Origin of the sequence: Parabacteroides sp. CH2-D42-20, assembly GCF_003670185.1 — a bacterium.
Lineage (GTDB): Bacteria > Bacteroidota > Bacteroidia > Bacteroidales > Tannerellaceae > Parabacteroides > Parabacteroides distasonis.
This window is the reverse complement of sequence record NZ_RAYG01000013.1, coordinates 144,580-163,638: the sequence shown is the minus strand read 5'-3', so window position 1 is coordinate 163,638 and position 19,059 is coordinate 144,580. Positions and strand designations below refer to the sequence as shown.

15 protein-coding genes are annotated in these 19,059 nt (G+C 44.1%); 5 read left to right on the top strand and 10 right to left on the bottom strand.

Going from position 1 to position 19,059, the window contains the following annotated elements; translation table 11 throughout:
• The first annotated feature begins 1 nt into the window (after position 1).
• The 3 genes from D7V92_RS10375 (at position 2) to mutS (ending at position 4,684) form a co-directional block, all read left to right on the top strand.
• Positions 2–1,153, top strand: coding sequence for a hypothetical protein (locus tag D7V92_RS10375; RefSeq protein ID WP_057329512.1), 1,152 nt, complete (start codon positions 2–4; stop codon positions 1,151–1,153).
• Positions 1,154–1,356: 203 nt separating this feature from the next.
• A complete protein-coding gene (gene fsa / locus D7V92_RS10370) occupies positions 1,357–2,013 on the top strand; it encodes a fructose-6-phosphate aldolase (protein WP_005860406.1) in 657 nt (218 codons plus the stop codon).
• A gap of 85 nt (positions 2,014–2,098) precedes the next feature.
• On the top strand, positions 2,099–4,684 hold the full coding sequence (mutS, locus tag D7V92_RS10365; RefSeq protein ID WP_370036246.1) for a DNA mismatch repair protein MutS: 2,586 nt from the start codon (positions 2,099–2,101) through the stop codon (positions 4,682–4,684).
• Between the two features lie 117 nt (positions 4,685–4,801).
• Here mutS and D7V92_RS10360 read toward each other — a convergent pair whose 3' ends face one another.
• The 6 genes from D7V92_RS10360 to D7V92_RS10335 all read right to left on the bottom strand — a co-directional run bounded on the left by D7V92_RS10360 (position 4,802) and on the right by D7V92_RS10335 (position 9,020).
• Entirely contained in the window at positions 4,802–5,278 is a 477-nt protein-coding gene (locus tag D7V92_RS10360; protein ID WP_008773209.1) for a DUF4252 domain-containing protein, read from the bottom strand.
• Positions 5,271–5,663 (bottom strand): hypothetical protein, encoded by a 393-nt coding sequence (locus tag D7V92_RS10355; RefSeq protein WP_121772821.1) that lies wholly within the window; start codon positions 5,661–5,663, stop codon positions 5,271–5,273. Before D7V92_RS10355 ends, D7V92_RS10360 begins: the two co-directional genes overlap by 8 nt.
• A complete protein-coding gene (locus D7V92_RS10350) occupies positions 5,656–6,168 on the bottom strand; it encodes an RNA polymerase sigma factor (protein ID WP_005860415.1) in 513 nt (170 codons plus the stop codon). Before D7V92_RS10350 ends, D7V92_RS10355 begins: the two co-directional genes overlap by 8 nt.
• Positions 6,169–6,179: 11 nt before the next feature.
• The gene (locus D7V92_RS10345) at positions 6,180–6,635 is read right to left on the bottom strand and encodes a DUF4252 domain-containing protein (protein WP_121772820.1); all 456 of its coding nucleotides are present in this window, start codon (positions 6,633–6,635) and stop codon (positions 6,180–6,182) included.
• A gap of 127 nt (positions 6,636–6,762) precedes the next feature.
• Positions 6,763–7,710 carry a fimbrillin family protein gene (locus D7V92_RS10340; protein WP_036612057.1) on the bottom strand — a complete coding sequence of 316 codons (948 nt, stop codon included), beginning with the start codon at positions 7,708–7,710 and terminating at the stop codon, positions 6,763–6,765.
• Between the two features lie 341 nt (positions 7,711–8,051).
• On the bottom strand, positions 8,052–9,020 hold the full coding sequence (locus D7V92_RS10335) for a fimbrillin family protein (RefSeq protein ID WP_005860423.1): 969 nt from the start codon (positions 9,018–9,020) through the stop codon (positions 8,052–8,054).
• A 204-nt stretch (positions 9,021–9,224) separates the two neighbouring features.
• On the opposite strand from D7V92_RS10335, the gene D7V92_RS10330 reads away from it, so the two are divergent.
• The gene (locus D7V92_RS10330) at positions 9,225–10,370 is read left to right on the top strand and encodes an AraC family transcriptional regulator (protein ID WP_005860425.1); all 1,146 of its coding nucleotides are present in this window, start codon (positions 9,225–9,227) and stop codon (positions 10,368–10,370) included.
• Here the strand turns inward: D7V92_RS10330 and D7V92_RS10325 are convergent.
• The 3 genes from D7V92_RS10325 to D7V92_RS10315 all read right to left on the bottom strand — a co-directional run bounded on the left by D7V92_RS10325 (position 10,362) and on the right by D7V92_RS10315 (position 13,658).
• The gene (locus tag D7V92_RS10325) at positions 10,362–11,276 is read right to left on the bottom strand and encodes a TolB family protein (protein WP_044546540.1); all 915 of its coding nucleotides are present in this window, start codon (positions 11,274–11,276) and stop codon (positions 10,362–10,364) included. The two genes, D7V92_RS10330 and D7V92_RS10325, sit on opposite strands and share 9 nt — an antisense overlap.
• 95 nt (positions 11,277–11,371) lie before the next feature.
• Entirely contained in the window at positions 11,372–12,475 is a 1,104-nt protein-coding gene (ychF, locus tag D7V92_RS10320) for a redox-regulated ATPase YchF (RefSeq protein ID WP_005863784.1), read from the bottom strand.
• Between the two features lie 103 nt (positions 12,476–12,578).
• Entirely contained in the window at positions 12,579–13,658 is a 1,080-nt protein-coding gene (locus D7V92_RS10315) for an acyltransferase (RefSeq protein ID WP_121772819.1), read from the bottom strand.
• Positions 13,659–13,874: 216 nt separating this feature from the next.
• Here D7V92_RS10315 and D7V92_RS10310 point away from each other — a divergent pair, with 216 nt between their 5' ends.
• The gene (locus D7V92_RS10310; protein WP_233572830.1) at positions 13,875–16,052 is read left to right on the top strand and encodes a thiol protease/hemagglutinin PrtT; all 2,178 of its coding nucleotides are present in this window, start codon (positions 13,875–13,877) and stop codon (positions 16,050–16,052) included.
• A 182-nt stretch (positions 16,053–16,234) separates the two neighbouring features.
• Here D7V92_RS10310 and polA read toward each other — a convergent pair whose 3' ends face one another.
• On the bottom strand, positions 16,235–19,000 hold the full coding sequence (polA, locus tag D7V92_RS10305) for a DNA polymerase I (RefSeq protein WP_005860432.1): 2,766 nt from the start codon (positions 18,998–19,000) through the stop codon (positions 16,235–16,237).
• Between the last annotated feature and the right edge of the window lie 59 nt (positions 19,001–19,059).

Below are 19,059 nucleotides of genomic sequence, written 5' to 3'. Positions count from 1 at the left end.
TATGGAAGAGGAGAATATTATTACTGTGCGTAATAGAAATCTTCAAAAAGCGGATGAGGCTTTTGCGGATTTTATGTTTATGCTGGAATCATACTTGAATGAAAAAGCAGCTGCTATTCCGGGTACGTATTGCGATTGTAAGAGTAAGGAATTGGAAAATGTAGTAGTGAACGTGATGAAAGAACTTTGCGGTAGAACTCCTTTCCGTGCGGAGGAGATACGCTTGGTTTCCGCCCAATATTTTCCGGATATTATTGCGGAGAAATATTATGGGGTTGAGGTAAAATCTACAAAAGAGAACCATTGGACATCTACGGGAAGTAGCATCGTGGAGTCTACACGTGATAAGAATGTAGAAAATATCTATATGCTCTTCGGCAAACTGGGAGGTAAGACGGCGGAGTTTAAGTGCCGTCCTTATGAGGATTGTCTCTCCGATATAGCTGTTACCCATTCTCCCCGTTATTTGATTAATATGGAATTAACGAAAGAGCAGACTATTTTTAGTAAGATGGGAGTTGCTTATGATCAATTAAGGAATGCTCCGGATTCTATAGAGATCGTTCGAAAATATTATAGGGAAAAAGCCATTAAAGCCAAAAAGAAAGCTATGCCTTGGTGGTTGGGCACTTCCGCTGAGGAAAGTTTGGAGGAGCATACGGATATGAATATAAGCCTGTGGGTGGATAATGGAGAATATGCGGATCCGGAAAGGAATAAGAGACTAAAAGCGGAGATATTTATTTTATTCCCGGAAGTGGTGAGTGGGAATTATGAGAATGCTGCCTTATGGTTATGTACGCGCCGGTCTGTTGTTAATTTTCATATGCGGGACACTTTTTCCGCGGGGGGCCAACAATTGAAACTGAATGATGAACTTCTGCCTTTTCCTCTACCGCATGTGGTTGGTGAGTTGTTAGAATCTGCGACTTTAATAAAGAACTATCTTCTTAATAGTGATGATTTAGACTTAGATATATCGGAATTCCGTCCAGAACTTATGTTGCCTAACCGATATGAGGTCTGGCTTAATGATATTTGGAAACGTATTCATCAACTAAAACCTTATAAAAGGAAAGAGACTATCGAAGAATTGGGCGGTATTTCATTGGCCGAATGGATCGATAGGAAATATACTTTGTCTGTAAAATAAAATATATCTTCTTCTCGATCGTCTCCCTAAGATCATAGATCGTATCAAGAAGCATACCTATCCCGGAAAAATACGCTGTTTTATATCTCCACAAACGGCTTAACGACTTGTATATGGAATTAGTAGGGGATTGAGACGGTTGATTTAGAACTAATAGCGAATCAGAAGGGTTATACAAATACGTAACATTAAAGTTTAAAGCTATGAAGTTTTTTATTGACACGGCGAATCTGGACCAGATCCGGGAAGCGAATGAATTGGGAGTATTGGATGGCGTAACGACTAATCCGTCCTTAATGGCGAAAGAGGGAATCCGGGGGGTGGAAAATCAACGGAAACACTATTTGGAAATTTGCGAGATCGTGGGCGGGGATGTAAGCGCCGAGGTAATCGCTACCGACTTAGAGGGCATGATAAAAGAAGGGGAGGAGTTGGCCGCTTTACATCCCAATATAGTCGTTAAAGTACCTTGTATCGAAGCGGGGATTAAAGCGATAAAATATTTCACCAGAAAAGGCATCCGTACGAATTGTACGCTGGTTTTCTCTGTCGGTCAGGCGTTATTGGCGGCTAAGGCCGGGGCTACGTATGTATCGCCCTTTGTTGGGCGTTTGGATGATATTGCCAGCGACGGGATAGAGCTGGTACGTAAGATCGTGGAAATGTATGATTATTATGATTATGATACCCAAGTTTTAGCGGCTTCTATCCGTAGCACCCAGCATATCATCCAATGCGTGGAGGCCGGGGCGGATGTGGCTACTTGTCCTTTGTCCGCCATTAAAGGCTTATTGAAACACCCGTTAACGGATAGTGGGCTGGCTACTTTTCTAGCGGATTATAAGAAAGTAAACGGATAGAAAAAAAATAGTACCTTTGTGCGGATTAATTCGTAAACGCATTTAAAAGATTACTATCGTGGCAAAAGTTGTGGAAACCCCTTTGATGAAGCAGTATTTCGATATAAAAGCGAAACATCCGGACGCTATCCTTTTATTCCGGGTTGGAGACTTTTATGAGATGTATGGCGAGGACGCTGTGATTGGCGCGGAAATACTGGGTATCGTACAGACCAAACGTGCGAATGGCGTGGCGCAGCATGTCGAGATGGCGGGATTTCCACATCATGCCTTGGATTCTTATCTGCCGAAGTTGGTGCGGGCCGGAAAGCGTGTGGCTATTTGTGATCAGCTGGAAGACCCTAAATTGACTAAGAAATTGGTGAAGCGGGGAATTACGGAATTGGTGACTCCCGGTGTTTCCATCAATGATAATATACTGAATCATAAAGAGAATAATTTCTTGGCCTCTATCCATTTCGCCAAGGAGGTATGTGGTATCTCTTTCTTGGATATCTCTACCGGCGAGTTCATGACAGCGGAGGGTTCCATCGATTATATCGACAAATTACTCAATAATTTTTCCCCGAAGGAAGTGTTGATCGAACGGGGAAACAAGAAGCGTTTCGAGGAGGCTTTCGGTCCTCGTTTCTTTATCTTTGAGCTGGATGACTGGATCTTTACGACCTCGGCCGCCGAGGATCGCCTGTTGAAGCATTTCGAGACGAAGAACTTGAAGGGTTTTGGCGTACAACACTTGAAATTAGGTATTATCGCTTCCGGGGCGATTCTGTATTATCTGGACCAGACCCAGCATACGCATATTTCCCATATCACCGCTTTATCCCGTATCGAGGAGGATCGATACGTCCGCTTGGATAAGTTTACGGTACGCAGCTTGGAACTGGTGGGTACGATGAACGATGAGGGAACAAGCTTGTTGGACGTGATCGATAAGACGATCTCGCCGATGGGCTCTCGTATGCTTCGCCGGTGGATACTATTCCCGCTAAAGGATGTAAAACCGATCCAAGAACGCCAAGAGGTCGTGGATTATTTCTTCCGTGAACCGGAGACAAAGGAGTTGCTGGATACGCAGTTGGAGCAGATCGGCGATTTGGAACGTATTATCTCCAAGGTGGCTGTCGGCCGTGTATCTCCTCGTGAGGTGGTTCAGCTAAAGGTCGCGCTTCGTGCGATCGAGCCGATCAAGGAGGCATGTATGGCGAGCGGGGAACCCAGCTTATGCCGGATCGGGGAGCAATTAAACGCTTGCGCCTTGATCCGCGACCGGATTGAGAAAGAGATTAATAACGATCCCCCTTCTTTGGTCAATAAGGGAGGAATTATAGCGAAGGGTGTCAACGAGGAATTGGATGACTTGCGTGCCATCGCTTATTCCGGCAAGGATTATTTGTTGAAGGTACAGCAGCGCGAGATCGAATTGACGGGTATCCCAAGCTTGAAGATCGCTTTCAACAACGTCTTCGGCTATTATATAGAGGTACGTAATACCCATAAGGATAAAGTCCCGGCGAATTGGATCCGTAAACAGACCTTGGTGAACGCCGAGCGCTATATTACCGAGGAGTTGAAGGAATACGAGGAGAAGATATTAGGGGCGGAAGAAAAGATCCTTGCTCTGGAGACCCGCCTTTTCAATGAGCTGGTATTGGCCTTGACGGAGTATATTCCGCCTATCCAGATGAACGCGAACTTGATCGGGCGTATCGATTGCCTTTTATCTTTCGCCAAGGCCGCGGAGGCGAATAAGTATATCCGTCCGATCGTGAGTGATTCCGACAAGATCGACATAAAGGGAGGTCGCCACCCGGTAATCGAGAAACAACTGCCCTTGGGAGAACCTTATATCGCCAATGATGTCTATCTGGATGACGAGAAACAACAGATCATCATTATCACGGGTCCGAATATGGCCGGTAAGTCTGCCTTATTGCGTCAGACAGCCTTGATTACGCTCATGGCGCAAATCGGTTGCTTTGTTCCGGCCGAGAGCGCCCATATCGGTATCGTGGATAAGATATTTACTCGTGTAGGCGCCTCGGATAATATCTCGGTGGGTGAGTCTACTTTTATGGTCGAGATGAATGAGGCTTCCGATATATTAAATAATATGACTTCCCGGAGCTTGGTGCTTTTCGACGAGTTAGGGCGGGGTACCAGTACCTACGATGGCATATCGATCGCTTGGGCGATCGTGGAATATATTCATGAGCACCCGAATGCGAAGGCGAAGACGCTGTTCGCTACCCATTACCACGAGCTGAACGAGATGGAGCGTGCCTTTAAGCGGATCAAGAACTATAACGTATCGGTCAAGGAAGTAGGGAATAAGGTGATATTCTTGCGTAAGTTGATACCGGGAGGAAGCGAGCATAGCTTTGGTATCCACGTGGCGAAAATGGCCGGTATGCCTAAAAGCATCGTGAAGCGTTCGAATGAGATCTTGAAGCAGTTGGAGTCCGAGAATCGTCAGGAGGGTATTACGGGTAAGCCTGTAAAAGCGATCGCCTCTGCCGCCGAGGGGTATCAGCTGAGTTTCTTCCAGTTGGATGATCCGGTGTTGAGCCAAGTACGGGATGAGATCAAGAACTTGGACGTGAATAATCTTACCCCCTTGGAAGCCTTGAACAAACTGAGTGAGATTAAGCGGATTATTACAGGGAAATAACTTGTGGTACAATGAATTATACTATGTTTCTTACAATGCCTATTCTAAGCCTCTTATAATGCCCATCGTAAGCTCTTTATAATGGGCATTATAAGAGGCTTAGAATAGGCATTGTTATTATTTGTTGATCTCACTGGTAATTTCCTGCACATCTTGGAGCGTAAAACGCCCTAACAATTGCATGACGCTGAAGCCCCCGTCGTCCATGTCGGCTATCATGATCAACTCCTGTATCAGTTCTCCTTGTTGCTTGACGTAGAAATTGGCTTTGGTCTTTCCGTCTTTTACTCGCATGAGTTCCTCATGGTCCTTTCCGATCAAGGCTTTGAACTCCCCTCGCATTCGTTCCCTTAAATCCGCTTTTTGGGTGGTGAGTATTTGCAGGGATTCTATTTTCCCTTTCAGGTTGGCAAGGTTGAGTCCGGCGGTTTCCATGACCGGCATCATCTGAAACATCTTCTTGGAGATATATACGGAAGTAACATCATCCATATCCGCATATTTGTCGAAAAGCTTGTTCTGGGCAAAACAGATATTCACGCAACAGAGAAGCAGTATTGTATATAGATATTTGAGTCTCATTGTATTAATCATTTAAATGTTTATTTACGATCTTGTTTATTTTTGTGATCTCTTGACCGGCTTCATTGACCTGCCCGAGACCTTTGTTTAAATTCCTAGACATGAACGCCAAGGCATTTTGGGCTACGACAGCTGCCTCTTCAGGATCGGTAAAGGTATCGGCCATAACGGGAGCCGGACGATTTGTCTCCGTGAAGATTAGGAATAGGGCGCCGAGAATAGCGGCGGCGATTCCGCTTATCCAATAGAAGGAACGTCTTCGTGATACTCGGGGAGATACCTCTTCTTGGGCTAGGAAGTCGATTTGTCGTTCCAGCCTTTCGGAAAGTCCCTCCGGTAAGGCTAAATCCTCTTGGAGTGCCTTGTTTATTAGTTCATCTATCTTTTTATCATCCATGACAACTTGCTTTTTCTAGTTTCTCCCGGATCAATTTGCGTGCCCGGGAAAGTAATGTTCTTATATTAGAGGAGCTAAGCCCTGTAATCTGTTCAATGTCCTCATAGGAACAATCCTCAATACCACGCAGGCGGATTACCTGCCTCTGGTTCTCGGGGAGCTGTTCTATCAGTTCTTGTATACGCCGGATATCCTCTTTTTCTTCCAATTCCTTTTCCGGCGAGGAGTCGGTCGTTAATAGAACGGTCTCCAATGCCTCTTCGTTGTCTCTTCGGCTTGCTTTGGGCGAGCGCAGGAAATCCAGACAAAGATTTTTGACCAATGTTATGGAAAATGCTTCCGGATTCTGGATATCTCCCAGCTCATCCCTTTTATTCCATAATTTGCAATAGGCATCTTGAAGTATGTCTTCCGCATCCGCTTTATTGTCTAATAAGGCATAAGCGATCCGATAGAGTTTAGGATGAAAGGGTAGGAACCGTTGTTTAAAAACATCAACGTCCATCAGTATCGCCCTTAATAATTTCCAGTTTTGTGCTCATTGATTACCCGGTCTAGATCGGACGGGCTGATCTTTCCTTTGATACGGATTAACGCATTGTCGCTTCCTGTCGTGAATATGACCAGTTCACGGATCATATCCTCTTTTATTTTGACAAGAACTTTCGTGCGACTGTCCCTTTCATTTGCCGTGACCATCGTCTCATAATCAGGATCTCTCAGGTTCCGTATGGCGGTAGACAGTCGGTCTTTCACCTCTTGGGCACAATTATCAAATTCAAGGATCTCTATACCGTTTACTCCCATTGTCTCGGTGAACAGGCTGGCTAGCTTCATCGTTATGTTTCCGATATTTACGGAAGTAACATCGCTTTCACCCCGGAAAGCATTGAATAATTGATCCATCTTCTGCTGCCCGTATCCTACTTGGCTGATAAGGAGGATGGCCAGTAACGCTAGTAATCTTTTCATTGTAATTGACTTTTTCGTTAATACTATGTTTTTGGATCGCCCTTCGTCCGTGCGCCTTAGAGTGGGGGCTTTCACAAAGAAGACGGGATAAGGGATTTGTTTGTTACAAAAATAGGCAAAAAAAGAATTATTTTTTATTCAACTTAGGTATCCAAATGCAGGCAACTAAGTCGTGAAACTTAATCTCCTTACCATCGAAGTAGAATTTGTATGAGTATTTATATCCTTTATTCCAACAGGTGCCTTCCGGAATGATGTATTTGTAAGTTCTTCCATTGATCGTAAAGATCGCCTCAACTTCTTTTTCCCGGATAGGAGAGTAAGTAGGGACTATACGGATATTTTGCTCCTCCGCTTTCGCGTGTCGTAAAGTTACGGATGGATCTATTGTAAGTAAAGTGGCCTTGTGTGCCCCGGGAGTTCCTTTGATATTTCCGGTTACGATATCCATTGTGCCGGTATACTGCAAGGTATTACCTCCCGCACGGTTACCGATCTGTATGGAGGTTAGCTTGAATAGCCCGTTAATGTTCGAATCTTGATATATTTCGAAAGAGAGAAGTGATAACGCATAATTCATGGAGAGTTTCGCGAGCGGAGATTTACGGTTAACCTCTTTTTGACCTTGCGAGAGCCTCCCATATTTATAAAAGGGGGTTTCCGCCGCGATTGGGGATATTTTGATCGGTATGGAAGTGGGATCTAACGGTATTTGTACTTTATAAGGTGAGTAAGCGTAGATCATGACTGGTCGATTAGATCTGAGGAATACCTGCGGTGTTTGTTTCCATTTTAAAGAACCTTTTGATGAGCCTACAGCCTTTGATTTTACGTTTTTATAAAGAGATGCGCCTTTATATAAACTGTCTTGATTACCATAGGTTATAAATAATCCTATTTCGGATCCTTCGGGCAGAATTTCGGTGAATACTGAAGAACCTGCCGTATAGGACCGGGTAGTCATTTCAAGAACCGACTTTCGTGCGATTGATTTCTCTTTGGACATCCACTGTTGATTTTCATGACATCCGGTAAAGATGATTAACAAGATCGTAATTAATAATAATTTGTTCATTTTGTCTAATGTTTTAATGGAACCTTTCAAACAATAAACATTTGAGCCAATATAGTTTATTATTCTATTACTATTAATTATTATTCCTGTTATAAAATGATATTTTTATATATTATATAGTAACGATTGTTTTATCCTCTTAATACGCAAAGTAACCTGCTTTATTGTATACTATAATAATCAATATATCCAAGAGATATAAAGTTATTATTAAACGGGTCTCGTCCTTGTAATAGTCAAATAGAAGAGTGTTTTTGGCGATAAGTTGAGAGGGAATGATAGCCCTTGAATGTAAAAGGGTATTTGGACGAGACCCGTTGTTTCTCTTAAACATAAAAAACTTACATGATATTGCCAATCAATCCTTCGTCGTTACCCGGTAACCAGTCTGTGATAGAGACGTCTCGCAATTGTAACGACCTTCCGTTAAAGCTTAGCTTATATAAATATTTTTTCCCTTTTTCCCATTGGGTGTTAGCGGGTATGTCAAATTTGTAGGTTTCTCCGTTGATCGTGAATAAGGTCTCCACGTCTCCGGTTCCGATCGTGCCGGAAGGTGGAATTACCATGAGCCGCATAGGATCACAATATTTCTCGTTGATGAGGGTAACCGGATTCGTCAAGGATAATACCGTGGATGCGGACGTGCTACGGGCGGTAGAACCGATGATATCGCCCGTCGTGATATCGAGGGTTCCTTCGCTGACTAAAGTTGTTCCACCGGGCTTATTTCCTACTTGAACGGAACTTATAATAAAGGCACCTGTCTTGCCTTTGCTTAGGTTCAGCTGGAAAGATATAAGCGATAGGGCATGATTCATGCTGAGTAATACAAGTGGCGAGGTACTGTTGACCGCTTTTTGTCCGATCGCATGGGTTCCATACATATAATCATCGGTCTCCAATGCGTTCGGGGCCAGTTTAACAGGTATCTGACGGGCGTTAAAATTTATATCTTCTTGATATGGATAATATGCGTATATCGTAGCTTCATTAGAGTCAAGGATCACTTCCGGACTCTGTTGCCACCGGATTTTTCCATTCACTCTATAAGCTTTTACGCTTACGTTTTTATAAGTGGATATGCCATTGTATAAATCGTCGACTGTACCGGACGTGATTTGTAGTCCGAGCATAGAGCCTTCTTTAAATTCTTGTATAAAATTGGTGGATTTTGTAGTTAGGATACGAGTCGTTATTTGGAGTGGTTTTTCATTCCAGCCGATATTCTCAAGACCTCCGAAGTCTTTGTCGTTGGAGCAACCCCAAAAGCTTAAAATCATACTGGTAAAGAGTACTAAATTTCTCATTATTTTACTTATTTTTGTGTGAAACTTCTGGATGCAAATATCGGGTGGTTAAGGGGAAAGGGAGGTGCATACGGTCTAAAACGTCGGTGAAATCGTATAAAATTAGATCGTTCAAATTGTCTAAGGCGTTCATATTGTTAACTGAGGGGTCAAAAAGAACATTCGGGGGGGCGTATTGTTTAATAGATAGGAGGTAGTGTTATTATGTTGGATAAAATTCAGTTTCTACTAAGCTTACAGATATTAGGCTTTTGTGTTTTTGGTGGTATTACCCTGCTACTACGGGCCCGTGAGAATAGGGCAAAACAGATTTTGGGGTGGAGTATGTTATTATGGGCGTTTTTAGCGGCGGTACGAGTATCGGTTAACCTGTATTTAGAGGATTCAAAAGAGATATTTCATCCGGATGTGCTGATTATGGGATGTATTGTGGTAGCTACATTAGCTTGTTACGTGATAGAAGTGTTACGACCTTGCTATATGACCGTTCGCCGTTTCTTTATTTTTACCAGTCCGATATGGGTATTGGGTATTTCTTTTTTGATTTACCGGCTATCCGGTGGAAATATTCATCGTTATAACTCTTTTGGCGAGGTATTCGATACCTTGAATCTGGATGTGGTTATAAGGCTTTTGATTTTATTTTTCACGCTTCTGTATATGATCGTTCCTATTTATCTGATCTTGCGCTATAGTGAGGGATTTAAGGTGTATTTAAGGGAAAATGTATCGGACCCGGAAGATTATGATCTGGACTGGTTGAAAAAGACCATGCTGATCCTTTCTTCTATGTATATTTTTTATTTGGTATTGTTGTTTACGGATCGGGTTAGCCTATATGTAATCGACAAAACGTTTTTATTGGTTTTATGGTACTATTTCTTTTATAAGGCCTTGTTCCTAAAGGTTATCCATTTGGATCACACATTCGAGAGCGGATGGGGATTACCCGATTTGGAGGAGGATACGGATGATGATCAAGGTAGTGAGGAACAGAAAGGCATCATACGCCAAAGGTATGTTGAGGAAGTACAGGCGTGGTTTGAACGTGAAAAGCCCTATCTACGGGAAGATTTACGCTTAACGGATTTACAGCGGATCTTCCCGATGAGCCGCTCTTATCTATCCCAATTGTTTAATAAAGAATTAGGTTGTTCCTTCTCGGATTACGTAAACCATTTCAGGGTAGAGGAAAGTAAACGTCTATTGGAAGCCGAACCTCTGGCCAGTATACAAGAGATAGCCGAACGTTCGGGCTTCCATTCTATCAGTACGTTCCGTCGTGCGTTTATTAAGCAGACGGGGGTTATTCCTTCCGAATACAGGAGAGACGGGAACGAGTCAATTTAACCGGTAGCTGACGAAAGCGAATCGTTTGCTATCGGGTGCCCAAGAGTTTACGTTTATGGTACCTTGGCCGCCGAATAGTTTGACTAAAGTCTTAGGTTCTCCGCCCTCGGCCGGCATAAGGCGTAACTCTACGTTTTTATTGGCGAGGTGCTGTCCGGGTTCCAGATCTCCTTTTGTATAGGTGATGAAAACGATTTGTTTTCCATCCGGAGAGATGTGGGGAAACCAAGAATTACGGGTCTCATCGAATGTCATCTGGGTTTGTTCGGAACCATCCGCTTTCATGCGCCAGACTTGCATAAGCCCGGTACGTACGGAGTTGAACCAGATATATTGTCCGCAAGGTGAGTATTCGGGGCCATCGTCCAAACCTTCGGCTGTCGTAAGACGTTTTTCTTCTCCGCCTAGGGCAGGAATGACGTAAACATCAAAATTACCGTTTCTCTCGGCGCAATAAGCGAGTTGTTTTCCGTCGGGGCTCCACCCGTGTAGGTAGCTAGGACCGAGTGGGGTAATCAACCGGGGAACACCTCCTTCGAAAGGCAGGGTATAGACACGCGATTTACCATCTTCTTTTGTTCCGTTACTGATCGCTATTTGTTTGCCATCCGCGGAGATCACATGGTCGTTGTTGCAACGGGTCGCATAGTCGCTATTGATTAATTGCGGCTCGCCCGGAGATTCCGGAGAGAGCTTATATAATTTTCCTCCACTATTATATACAAGCCAGTTACCATCCGGAGTCCAGTTAGGTGCCTCGATTAAAAAAGGGAATTCCTTGACAACGGAACGTTGCCCGGTCGTAATGTCCATCACTTCCAGCACACTAGTCACATTCTTTTTTTGGGCATGCGTACAAAAAACGGCGATACACATACAAAGTACAGAATTGAGAAAACGTTTCATATACATATAGATTTAAAGGATATAAGAAAACCGGGTAAAATTAGCTTTACGCTATTTTACCCGGTTTCAAAGATATAATTTATTTCGATTACTCTTTATACATTGAAACGGAAATGCATGATATCTCCATCTTGCACAACATATTCCTTACCTTCAACGCTCATCTTTCCGGCCTCTTTAACAGCAGCCTCGGAGCCATAAGCGATATAATCCTCGTACTTGATCACCTCGGCACGGATAAATCCTTTTTCGAAGTCCGTATGGATAACACCGGCGCATTGAGGAGCTTTCCAGCCTTTATGGAACGTCCACGCACGACATTCGTCCGGTCCGGCGGTCAAGAAGGTTTGCAGATTCAATAATTTATAAGCCGATTTAATCAAACGGCTTACGCCAGACTCTTCCAATCCGATCTCTTGTAAGAACATCTGGCGTTCCTCATAGGTATCGAACTCAGCGATCTCGCTCTCGATCTTAGCGGCGACTACTAGAATCTGGGCATCCTCGTCTTTAACCGCCTCGCGTACGGCATCTACATATTTATTGCCGTTTACGGCGCTAGCCTCATCCACGTTACAAACATACATGACAGGTTTATCCGTCAGCAAGAATAAATCGTGGGCAATGCGTTCCTCGTCTTTCGTATCAAAAGAAACGGTACGTGCGCTTTTTCCTTGTTCTAAAGCCTCTTTGTATTTACAAAGTACCTCGTAAGCGATCTTGGCTTGCTTATCACCTCCGGTTTGCGCTTGTTTCTGCACCTTGGCGATACGGCTGTCTATCGTTTCCAAATCCTTGATCTGAAGCTCATAGTCAATGATCTCCTTATCACGGACCGGGTCTACACGTCCGTCCACGTGTACGATATTATCGTCGTCGAAGCAACGCAATACGTGCAAGATAGCGTCTGTCTCACGGATATTAGCCAAGAACTTATTGCCTAATCCCTCGCCTTTACTCGCCCCTTTCACCAATCCGGCGATATCCACGATCTCTACGGTGGTGGGGATCACTCGCTGCGGATGTTCGATTTCCGCTAGTTTATTCAGTCGCTCGTCGGGTACGGTGATCACGCCTACATTCGGTTCGATCGTACAGAACGGAAAGTTCGCTGATTGTGCCTTCGCGTTGGATAGACAATTGAAAAGGGTAGACTTTCCTACGTTCGGAAGTCCCACAATGCCACATTGTAATGCCATATTATTATCGTATTTTTTATTATCAATCTGTTATATAGTCGCTCCAAGCGACTTGTTTTGAGTTCGCAAAGATAATCAATTTTAGGCTGATACGGTTATTTTCTTAGGCTTTCTCTTCATGCTTAACCGGTTGCCTCATCGATTGTTTGTTTAATAATGTTTTAACGAGTTTGTTCATAGGCTTCTCGAAATGGTAGTAAGAAAGCAGGCTCAACAGGATTATGACACAAAATAGAAGCGGGATCGAGATGTACCAGTCTATATGAAAGTCGCTTTCTTTTTGCCATTTAGCATAAGAGAGCAGTACAAAAAGATGAATCAAATAGAAACTGTAACTGATTTCTCCGCCAATCACTAAGAGGCGGTTAGATAATAGTCGTGAGACTATACCTTTTTGCAAGGAAAAACTTATTAGGATAAACGCGATGGGAAGCCAGTAATAGCAGGAGTATCGGTATACTTTGGGGATTTCAGCGGCATACAGATAGAAACTTAAGAATAATGCTATTGACGCGATCTCGATGATACTTCCTTGGCTGGAGGTGATATTCTTGGTTTTCAAATAGTCGTATAATTGAAATAATAGCATCCCGGCTATAAAATCTGGAAGTCGGGTGATTGGATTAACATACCAATATCCTTTTATACTTTCCATAGGAGTAAAATACATACCGACAATGCTCAATATCGTGCAAATCAAGAAAATGCTAAGTAATTTTCTGTAGTCTTTCGTGAATGCTATAAGGAAAGGAAAACAAATATAGAAAAGCTGTTCACAACATAAACTCCACGAAGGGCTGTTGAATGAAAAAAAGTAATTGTCTTTTGGTATATAGGCGTTTGTCAATGTGAGTAAGGCGAGGAAATGCTTGCACCAATCTATAGTTCCCGATGCTATTACATAGTTTCCTAAAGCGACGGCAATCAATAAGGTCAGCCAGTGTAAGGGATAAATACGGGCGATGCGTGCTATCCAAAAAGTGCGTTTGGTGATCTTATTCTCACTAAATTTCTTTTGATAATTGTACGCTATAATAAAACCGCTTAGCATGAAAAAGAAACTAACCCCTACAAATCCCTCCTTGAAAAAATGGATATCGAAGTGATTATCTATTACATAACAGTGCGCCCCAAAAACCATCATGGCGAATATAAATCGCAAAGATGTTAAAGTGTTAATCATAATTTCGTTACATTAAGTCTGTAAATGTAGGAAATCAATATGGAAATTTAGACAAGATTCTCATCATACTATTAGATTTACTGATCCTTTGGCTAATTTGTCATAATTTTCTTGCATGAATTAGCGTAGAGACTTGCCTATGTATAGAAAGAATTTGAAAGCTTTTGATAACTTTGTATGTATTAGTATTTAATATTCATTCAAAACTTTATGTCAATGAAACACGTCTACTTGGCTTTGTTAGCTTGTGCTACGCTATGTGTACAAACACTTTCGGCTGATCCGATAGGTTCGGCCGAAGCGCTCCGGATTGCCCAGCAACAGTATTCGATGGAGAATACCTCGGTGTTGAGGGCCGGTTCTTTTCCTGAGTTTAAGTTGGCCTACGTAGGGACGGAGGAAGGCATCGAGGCCCCTTCTAAATTACGTTCCTCGAGTGTGGAGAATGCCTTACTTTACCTGTATAACGTAGGGGATAACCAAGGTTTTGTAATCGTATCCGGAGAAGATCGTGGAAAGCAGTTATTGGGTATATCCGATAAGGGGGCTTTGCCGGAGAAAGGTCTGTCCGCTACGATGGAGAATTTTATGCGTATGTATATCCATTATGTAAAGGCGTTACGGTCCGGGATGCCTCTAGCGGTGGATAGTGTTGAGGCTTCTTCACGGTTTCCAGAGGCGGTGATCCCTTTGATTAAAACGGAATGGAAGGATGATGCTCCCTACAATGAGATGTGCCCGGTTGTCAATGATGTTCTAACTTTTGCGGGTGGGGAAGGTGTCGCTATGGCGCAGATCATGAATTATTATCAATATCCGAAAAGCGGTATGGGTAACGTAAATTATAAGAATCCGGGAAGTACGTTGGTTGTTTCCGCTAATTTTGGGCATACAACGTATGATTGGGAAAATATGCCTGCTACTCTTGATGAGTCTTCCTCTTGGGATGAGATAGAGGCTGTTTCCACGCTGATTTTTCATTGTGGAGCGGCTGCCTATATGAATTATGAATGGGATATGGGGGCTAATAAAGAAGATGTACGGAAGGCTTTCATTAATAATTTTGGATATGATAAGAATATACAATTGTATGATAGGACCTTCTTTTCCGGAAAAGAATGGACGGATCTGCTGAAAACGGAACTAGCCGCTCAACGTCCGGTTTATTATGAAGGAGGTAGCGGAGAAAATAATCAGGCCTATAAATGGGCATTTGTTTGCGATGGCTATAATCGGAGCGGACTTTTCCATTTAAATACGGGCTGGTTTGGCAGTGGATATTTTGAGTTAGGTGCGATTGGCGATAATTTACGTACTTACAATGAACGCCAAGCCATGATCACGGGTATCCGCAAACCGTCTGATGACTCGAAGCCTGTGAAGTTGTTAACGATCAGTTCTTTGGGTACTAAAGATATTGAAAGTATCAAGCTTGGTGAGAAGTTTCCGATTACTTATAACCTATTTAACTTGGGGCAAGATGGGAGCTATGTCCATACATTAGCCTTTTTCGAAGAGAATGAGGCGGTGGAGTTGCCTGTTAGCGAAGCGGCATTTTTAGATACGATCGCGGACTTTCAGCTAGGTAATTATATAACGAAAGATTTCCTTTGTGAGTCCCTAGGTATCCCGGATACTACGGCTACTCTGTATATGTACGTACTGGGAGGAATGGAAGGAGATAGCATCTTACGTCCGATCCGTTCGGTAAATCATCCGTATGATTATATCTTGTTGGATGTGAAGGATAGCGTTATTTCTTTCTCACAGGCACGGAATAGCTTGACCGCCGATCCTGTAAAGGTCGAGTATGATGCGGAAAGTGGGACCGCTACCTTTGAGGTGACTTTCTATAACAAGCAAAAAACGAATTTCCAAGGTACGGCCGGCCTTTACGTGCGAGATCCTAATCTCTCGATAGACGATTACAGTTGGGAGGTGAATAATTGGCTGGAGATTCCGGCAGGGAAGAGCCAGACGGTATCTTATAGTGGCTCGTTTGATTGGGGTATTGGTGATATGCTTGCCGTAATGGCTACTTACCAAGGTGACTTGAGTGAGCTGTGGGAAACCAAGTATACGGATATCCGTGAAAGCTATCGTACGTTCTGCCTAAAGATCGATGGTTCGCTAGTGGTTTCTAATGAGGTTACCGAGCCGTCTGTCTCGGATTTGGAATATGCGTTTGATTCCGCTTCCGGCCTATTATCGGTTCAATCGGATGTGGCGATAGAAAATATGATGCTTTATACTTACGACGGCGCGTCTGTCTGGGGAACTACCATAGATAGCCGGAAACAATATACGACTACCTTGTCGATACCTTCCGGGCATTATATCTTACGTATAAAGACGGCGGATGGAATAATCTCTAAGAAGATTTATAAGCAATAAGAGTTCCTTTTGATCACTAATAAATAGGGTGTCCTAAAAAGCTTCCGGCGATTTAGGACACCCTGTTGTTTTTACTTAGGCTGTTATGGTCTTAAAAAAACACGTACGTGTTTTTGGAAAAAGTCGTACATGTTTTTCGGAAAACACGTACATGTTTTTTTAAGGGGAATTCCGGCATTATTTTAATGCGCCTCCAACCAGTTCTCTCCCTCGCCGCAATCGGCGATTAAGGGGACTTGTAGTTTCATGACGTTTTCCATTTCCTCCAGCACGATTTTCTTTACCTCCTCGGCTTCCTCTTTGTAGACATTGAAGTTTAACTCATCGTGTACTTGGAGGATCATCTTGCTTTTCAATCCCTCTTCCTCAAAGCGTTCGTAAATGCGTACCATCGCTAGTTTGATGATATCGGCGGCGCTCCCTTGGATAGGGGCATTGATCGCGTTTCGCTCGGCATAGCCGCGTACGACGGCGTTGTGTGAGTTGATATCCGGAAGGAAACGCTTGCGCTTGAAAATGGTCTCTACGTATCCTTTTTCCTTGGCTACCTTGATGCTCTCCTCCATGTATTCCTTGATGCGGGGGTAGGTGCTGAAATAACCGTCTATCAGTTCCTTGGACTCAGAACGAGGGATGCCCAGACGCTCGGCGAGCCCGAAGACGGAGATGCCGTAGATGATACCGAAGTTGGCGGTTTTCGCCTTCCGGCGCATATCACTGGTTACTTCTTCTACCGGGATTCCGTAGATCTTGGCGGCTGTGGCGGCGTGGATATCCGCTCCGCTTTGGAAAGCCTCGATCATATGCGGGTCACCGCTCAGGTGGGCCATGATACGAAGCTCGATCTGGGAGTAGTCGGCCGAGAAGAAGAGGCAATCCGTATTGTCCGGGATAAATGCCTTACGGATCTCACGGCCCAGATCGTCCCGTACCGGAATGTTTTGCAGGTTCGGATTGGTAGAGCTGAGGCGTCCGGTAGATGTTACCGCTTGGTTGAAAGAGGTATGTATCTTTCCGGTCTGCGGATTGATCAACTCGGGTAGAGCGTCGATATAGGTACTTAATAACTTTTTAAGTCCGCGGTATTCAAGGAGCTTGCCGATGATGGGATGTTTGCTGCGAAGTTTCTCCAATACATCCTCGCTGGTACTGTAACCGCCAGTTTTGGTCTTCTTCGCTTTCTCGTCCAGCTTCAAGCGGTCGAAAAGGATTTCGCCGACCTGTTTCGTGGAGTTGATGTTGAATTCCGTGCCGGCCAGCTCGTAAACCTCTTGCTCCAGTTTGTTCATGGAGGCGGTAAGTTCCCCCGAAGATTGCTTAAGCGCTACCGTATCCAGCGTGACGCCGGTGGCCTCCATTTCCGCTAATACATATATTAATGGCATCTCGATCGTGGTGAAGAGGGATTCCAGTCCTTCCTTCTTTAACTCGGGCGCGAAATAATTCTTTAGCTTGAGCGTGATGTCCGCGTCCTCGGCGGCGTATTCGGCGATTTGCTCCACGGGTACGTTTCGCATCGATAACTGGTTCTTTCCTTTTGGGCCGATCAGTTCCTCGATGTGGACGGTCTGGTACTTGAGGTAGGTCTCCGCTAGGTAATCCATTCCGTGCCGCAATTCCGGATTCAGCAGGTAATGGGCGATCATCGTATCGAACAGAGGACCGGCTACCTTCACGTTGTATTTACGAAGTACCAAAATATCGAATTTGATGTTTTGCCCGATCTTTAATGATTTCGGATTTTGCAGGGCAGGGGAGAAGCGTTCCACTACTTTCGCCGCCTCTACTGAGTTGGCGGGAACAGGGACATACCAAGCCTCGTTTTCTTTCACGGCGAACGACATTCCGACCAATCCGGCTTTCAAGGGATCGATACCGTCGGTTTCCGTGTCAAAGGCGAAAAATTCTTGACCCAATAAAAAGCGGGCTAAATCGGCTTGTTTTTCCTCTGTATCAGTTAAATAATAGTTATGGGGGGTGGACTTTAAGTCCGTGAGAATCGATTTTTTGGGCTCTTCCGTACTCTCGGGCGTAAAAATCGCGAACAAATCGCCTTGAACGGGACCTTTCGGAGCGGCTTTGACCGGCTCAGAACTTAGTTTGTTAATAAATGTTCTAAATTCCAATTCTGTGTAAATCTCAGTCAGCCGCTCTTCGTTTGGCTTTTCACGAATGCAACGGGCGGCATCGAACTTGATAGGGACATCCGTCTTGATCGTCGCCAAGAATTTGGAAAAACGGATTTGCTCGGCGTTCTCCTCCACCTTCTTCTTTTGTGCGCCTTTCAACTTATCAGTGTTCGCTAACAGGTTCTCGATGCTTCCGAATTCGGTCAGTAGTTTTTGAGCGGTCTTCTCGCCGACACCCGGACAGCCGGGGATATTATCGGAAGCGTCGCCCATCAGTCCCAGCAAGTCGATCACTTGCTCCGTACTCGTGAGGCCGTACTTGTTTAAGACCTCGGGCACGCCCATGATCTCGTAATCGCCTCCGAATTTCGGACGATACATAAATATATGTTCGGACACCAATTGGCCGTAATCTTTATCCGGCGTCATCATGTACACCTCGAAGCCTTCCTTCTCCGCCTGTTTGGACACGGTGCCGATCACATCGTCCGCCTCGTAGCGGGGTACTTCCAGAATCGGAATATTGTAAGCCTCTATGATTTCTTTAATGATAGGGACGGATTGACGGATCACTTCCGGCGTCTCTTCCCGTTGTGCCTTGTATTGCTCGAAGGCCTCATGGCGGAAGGTCGGTCCCTTCGGGTCAAAGGCCACCGCTATATGAGTCGGGTTCTCACGTTTTAATACATCCTCCAGACTGTTGATAAAACCGAAAATGGCGGAGGTATTCACACCCTTGGAGTTGATACGCGGATTCTTGATGAAGGCGTAATAGGAGCGATAAATTAACGCATACGCATCTATAAGGAATAACTTCATTACTTTTAACACGTTTTAGTGGGACAAAATCTGGGTAAATGTACGAAAAAACTCGCTTA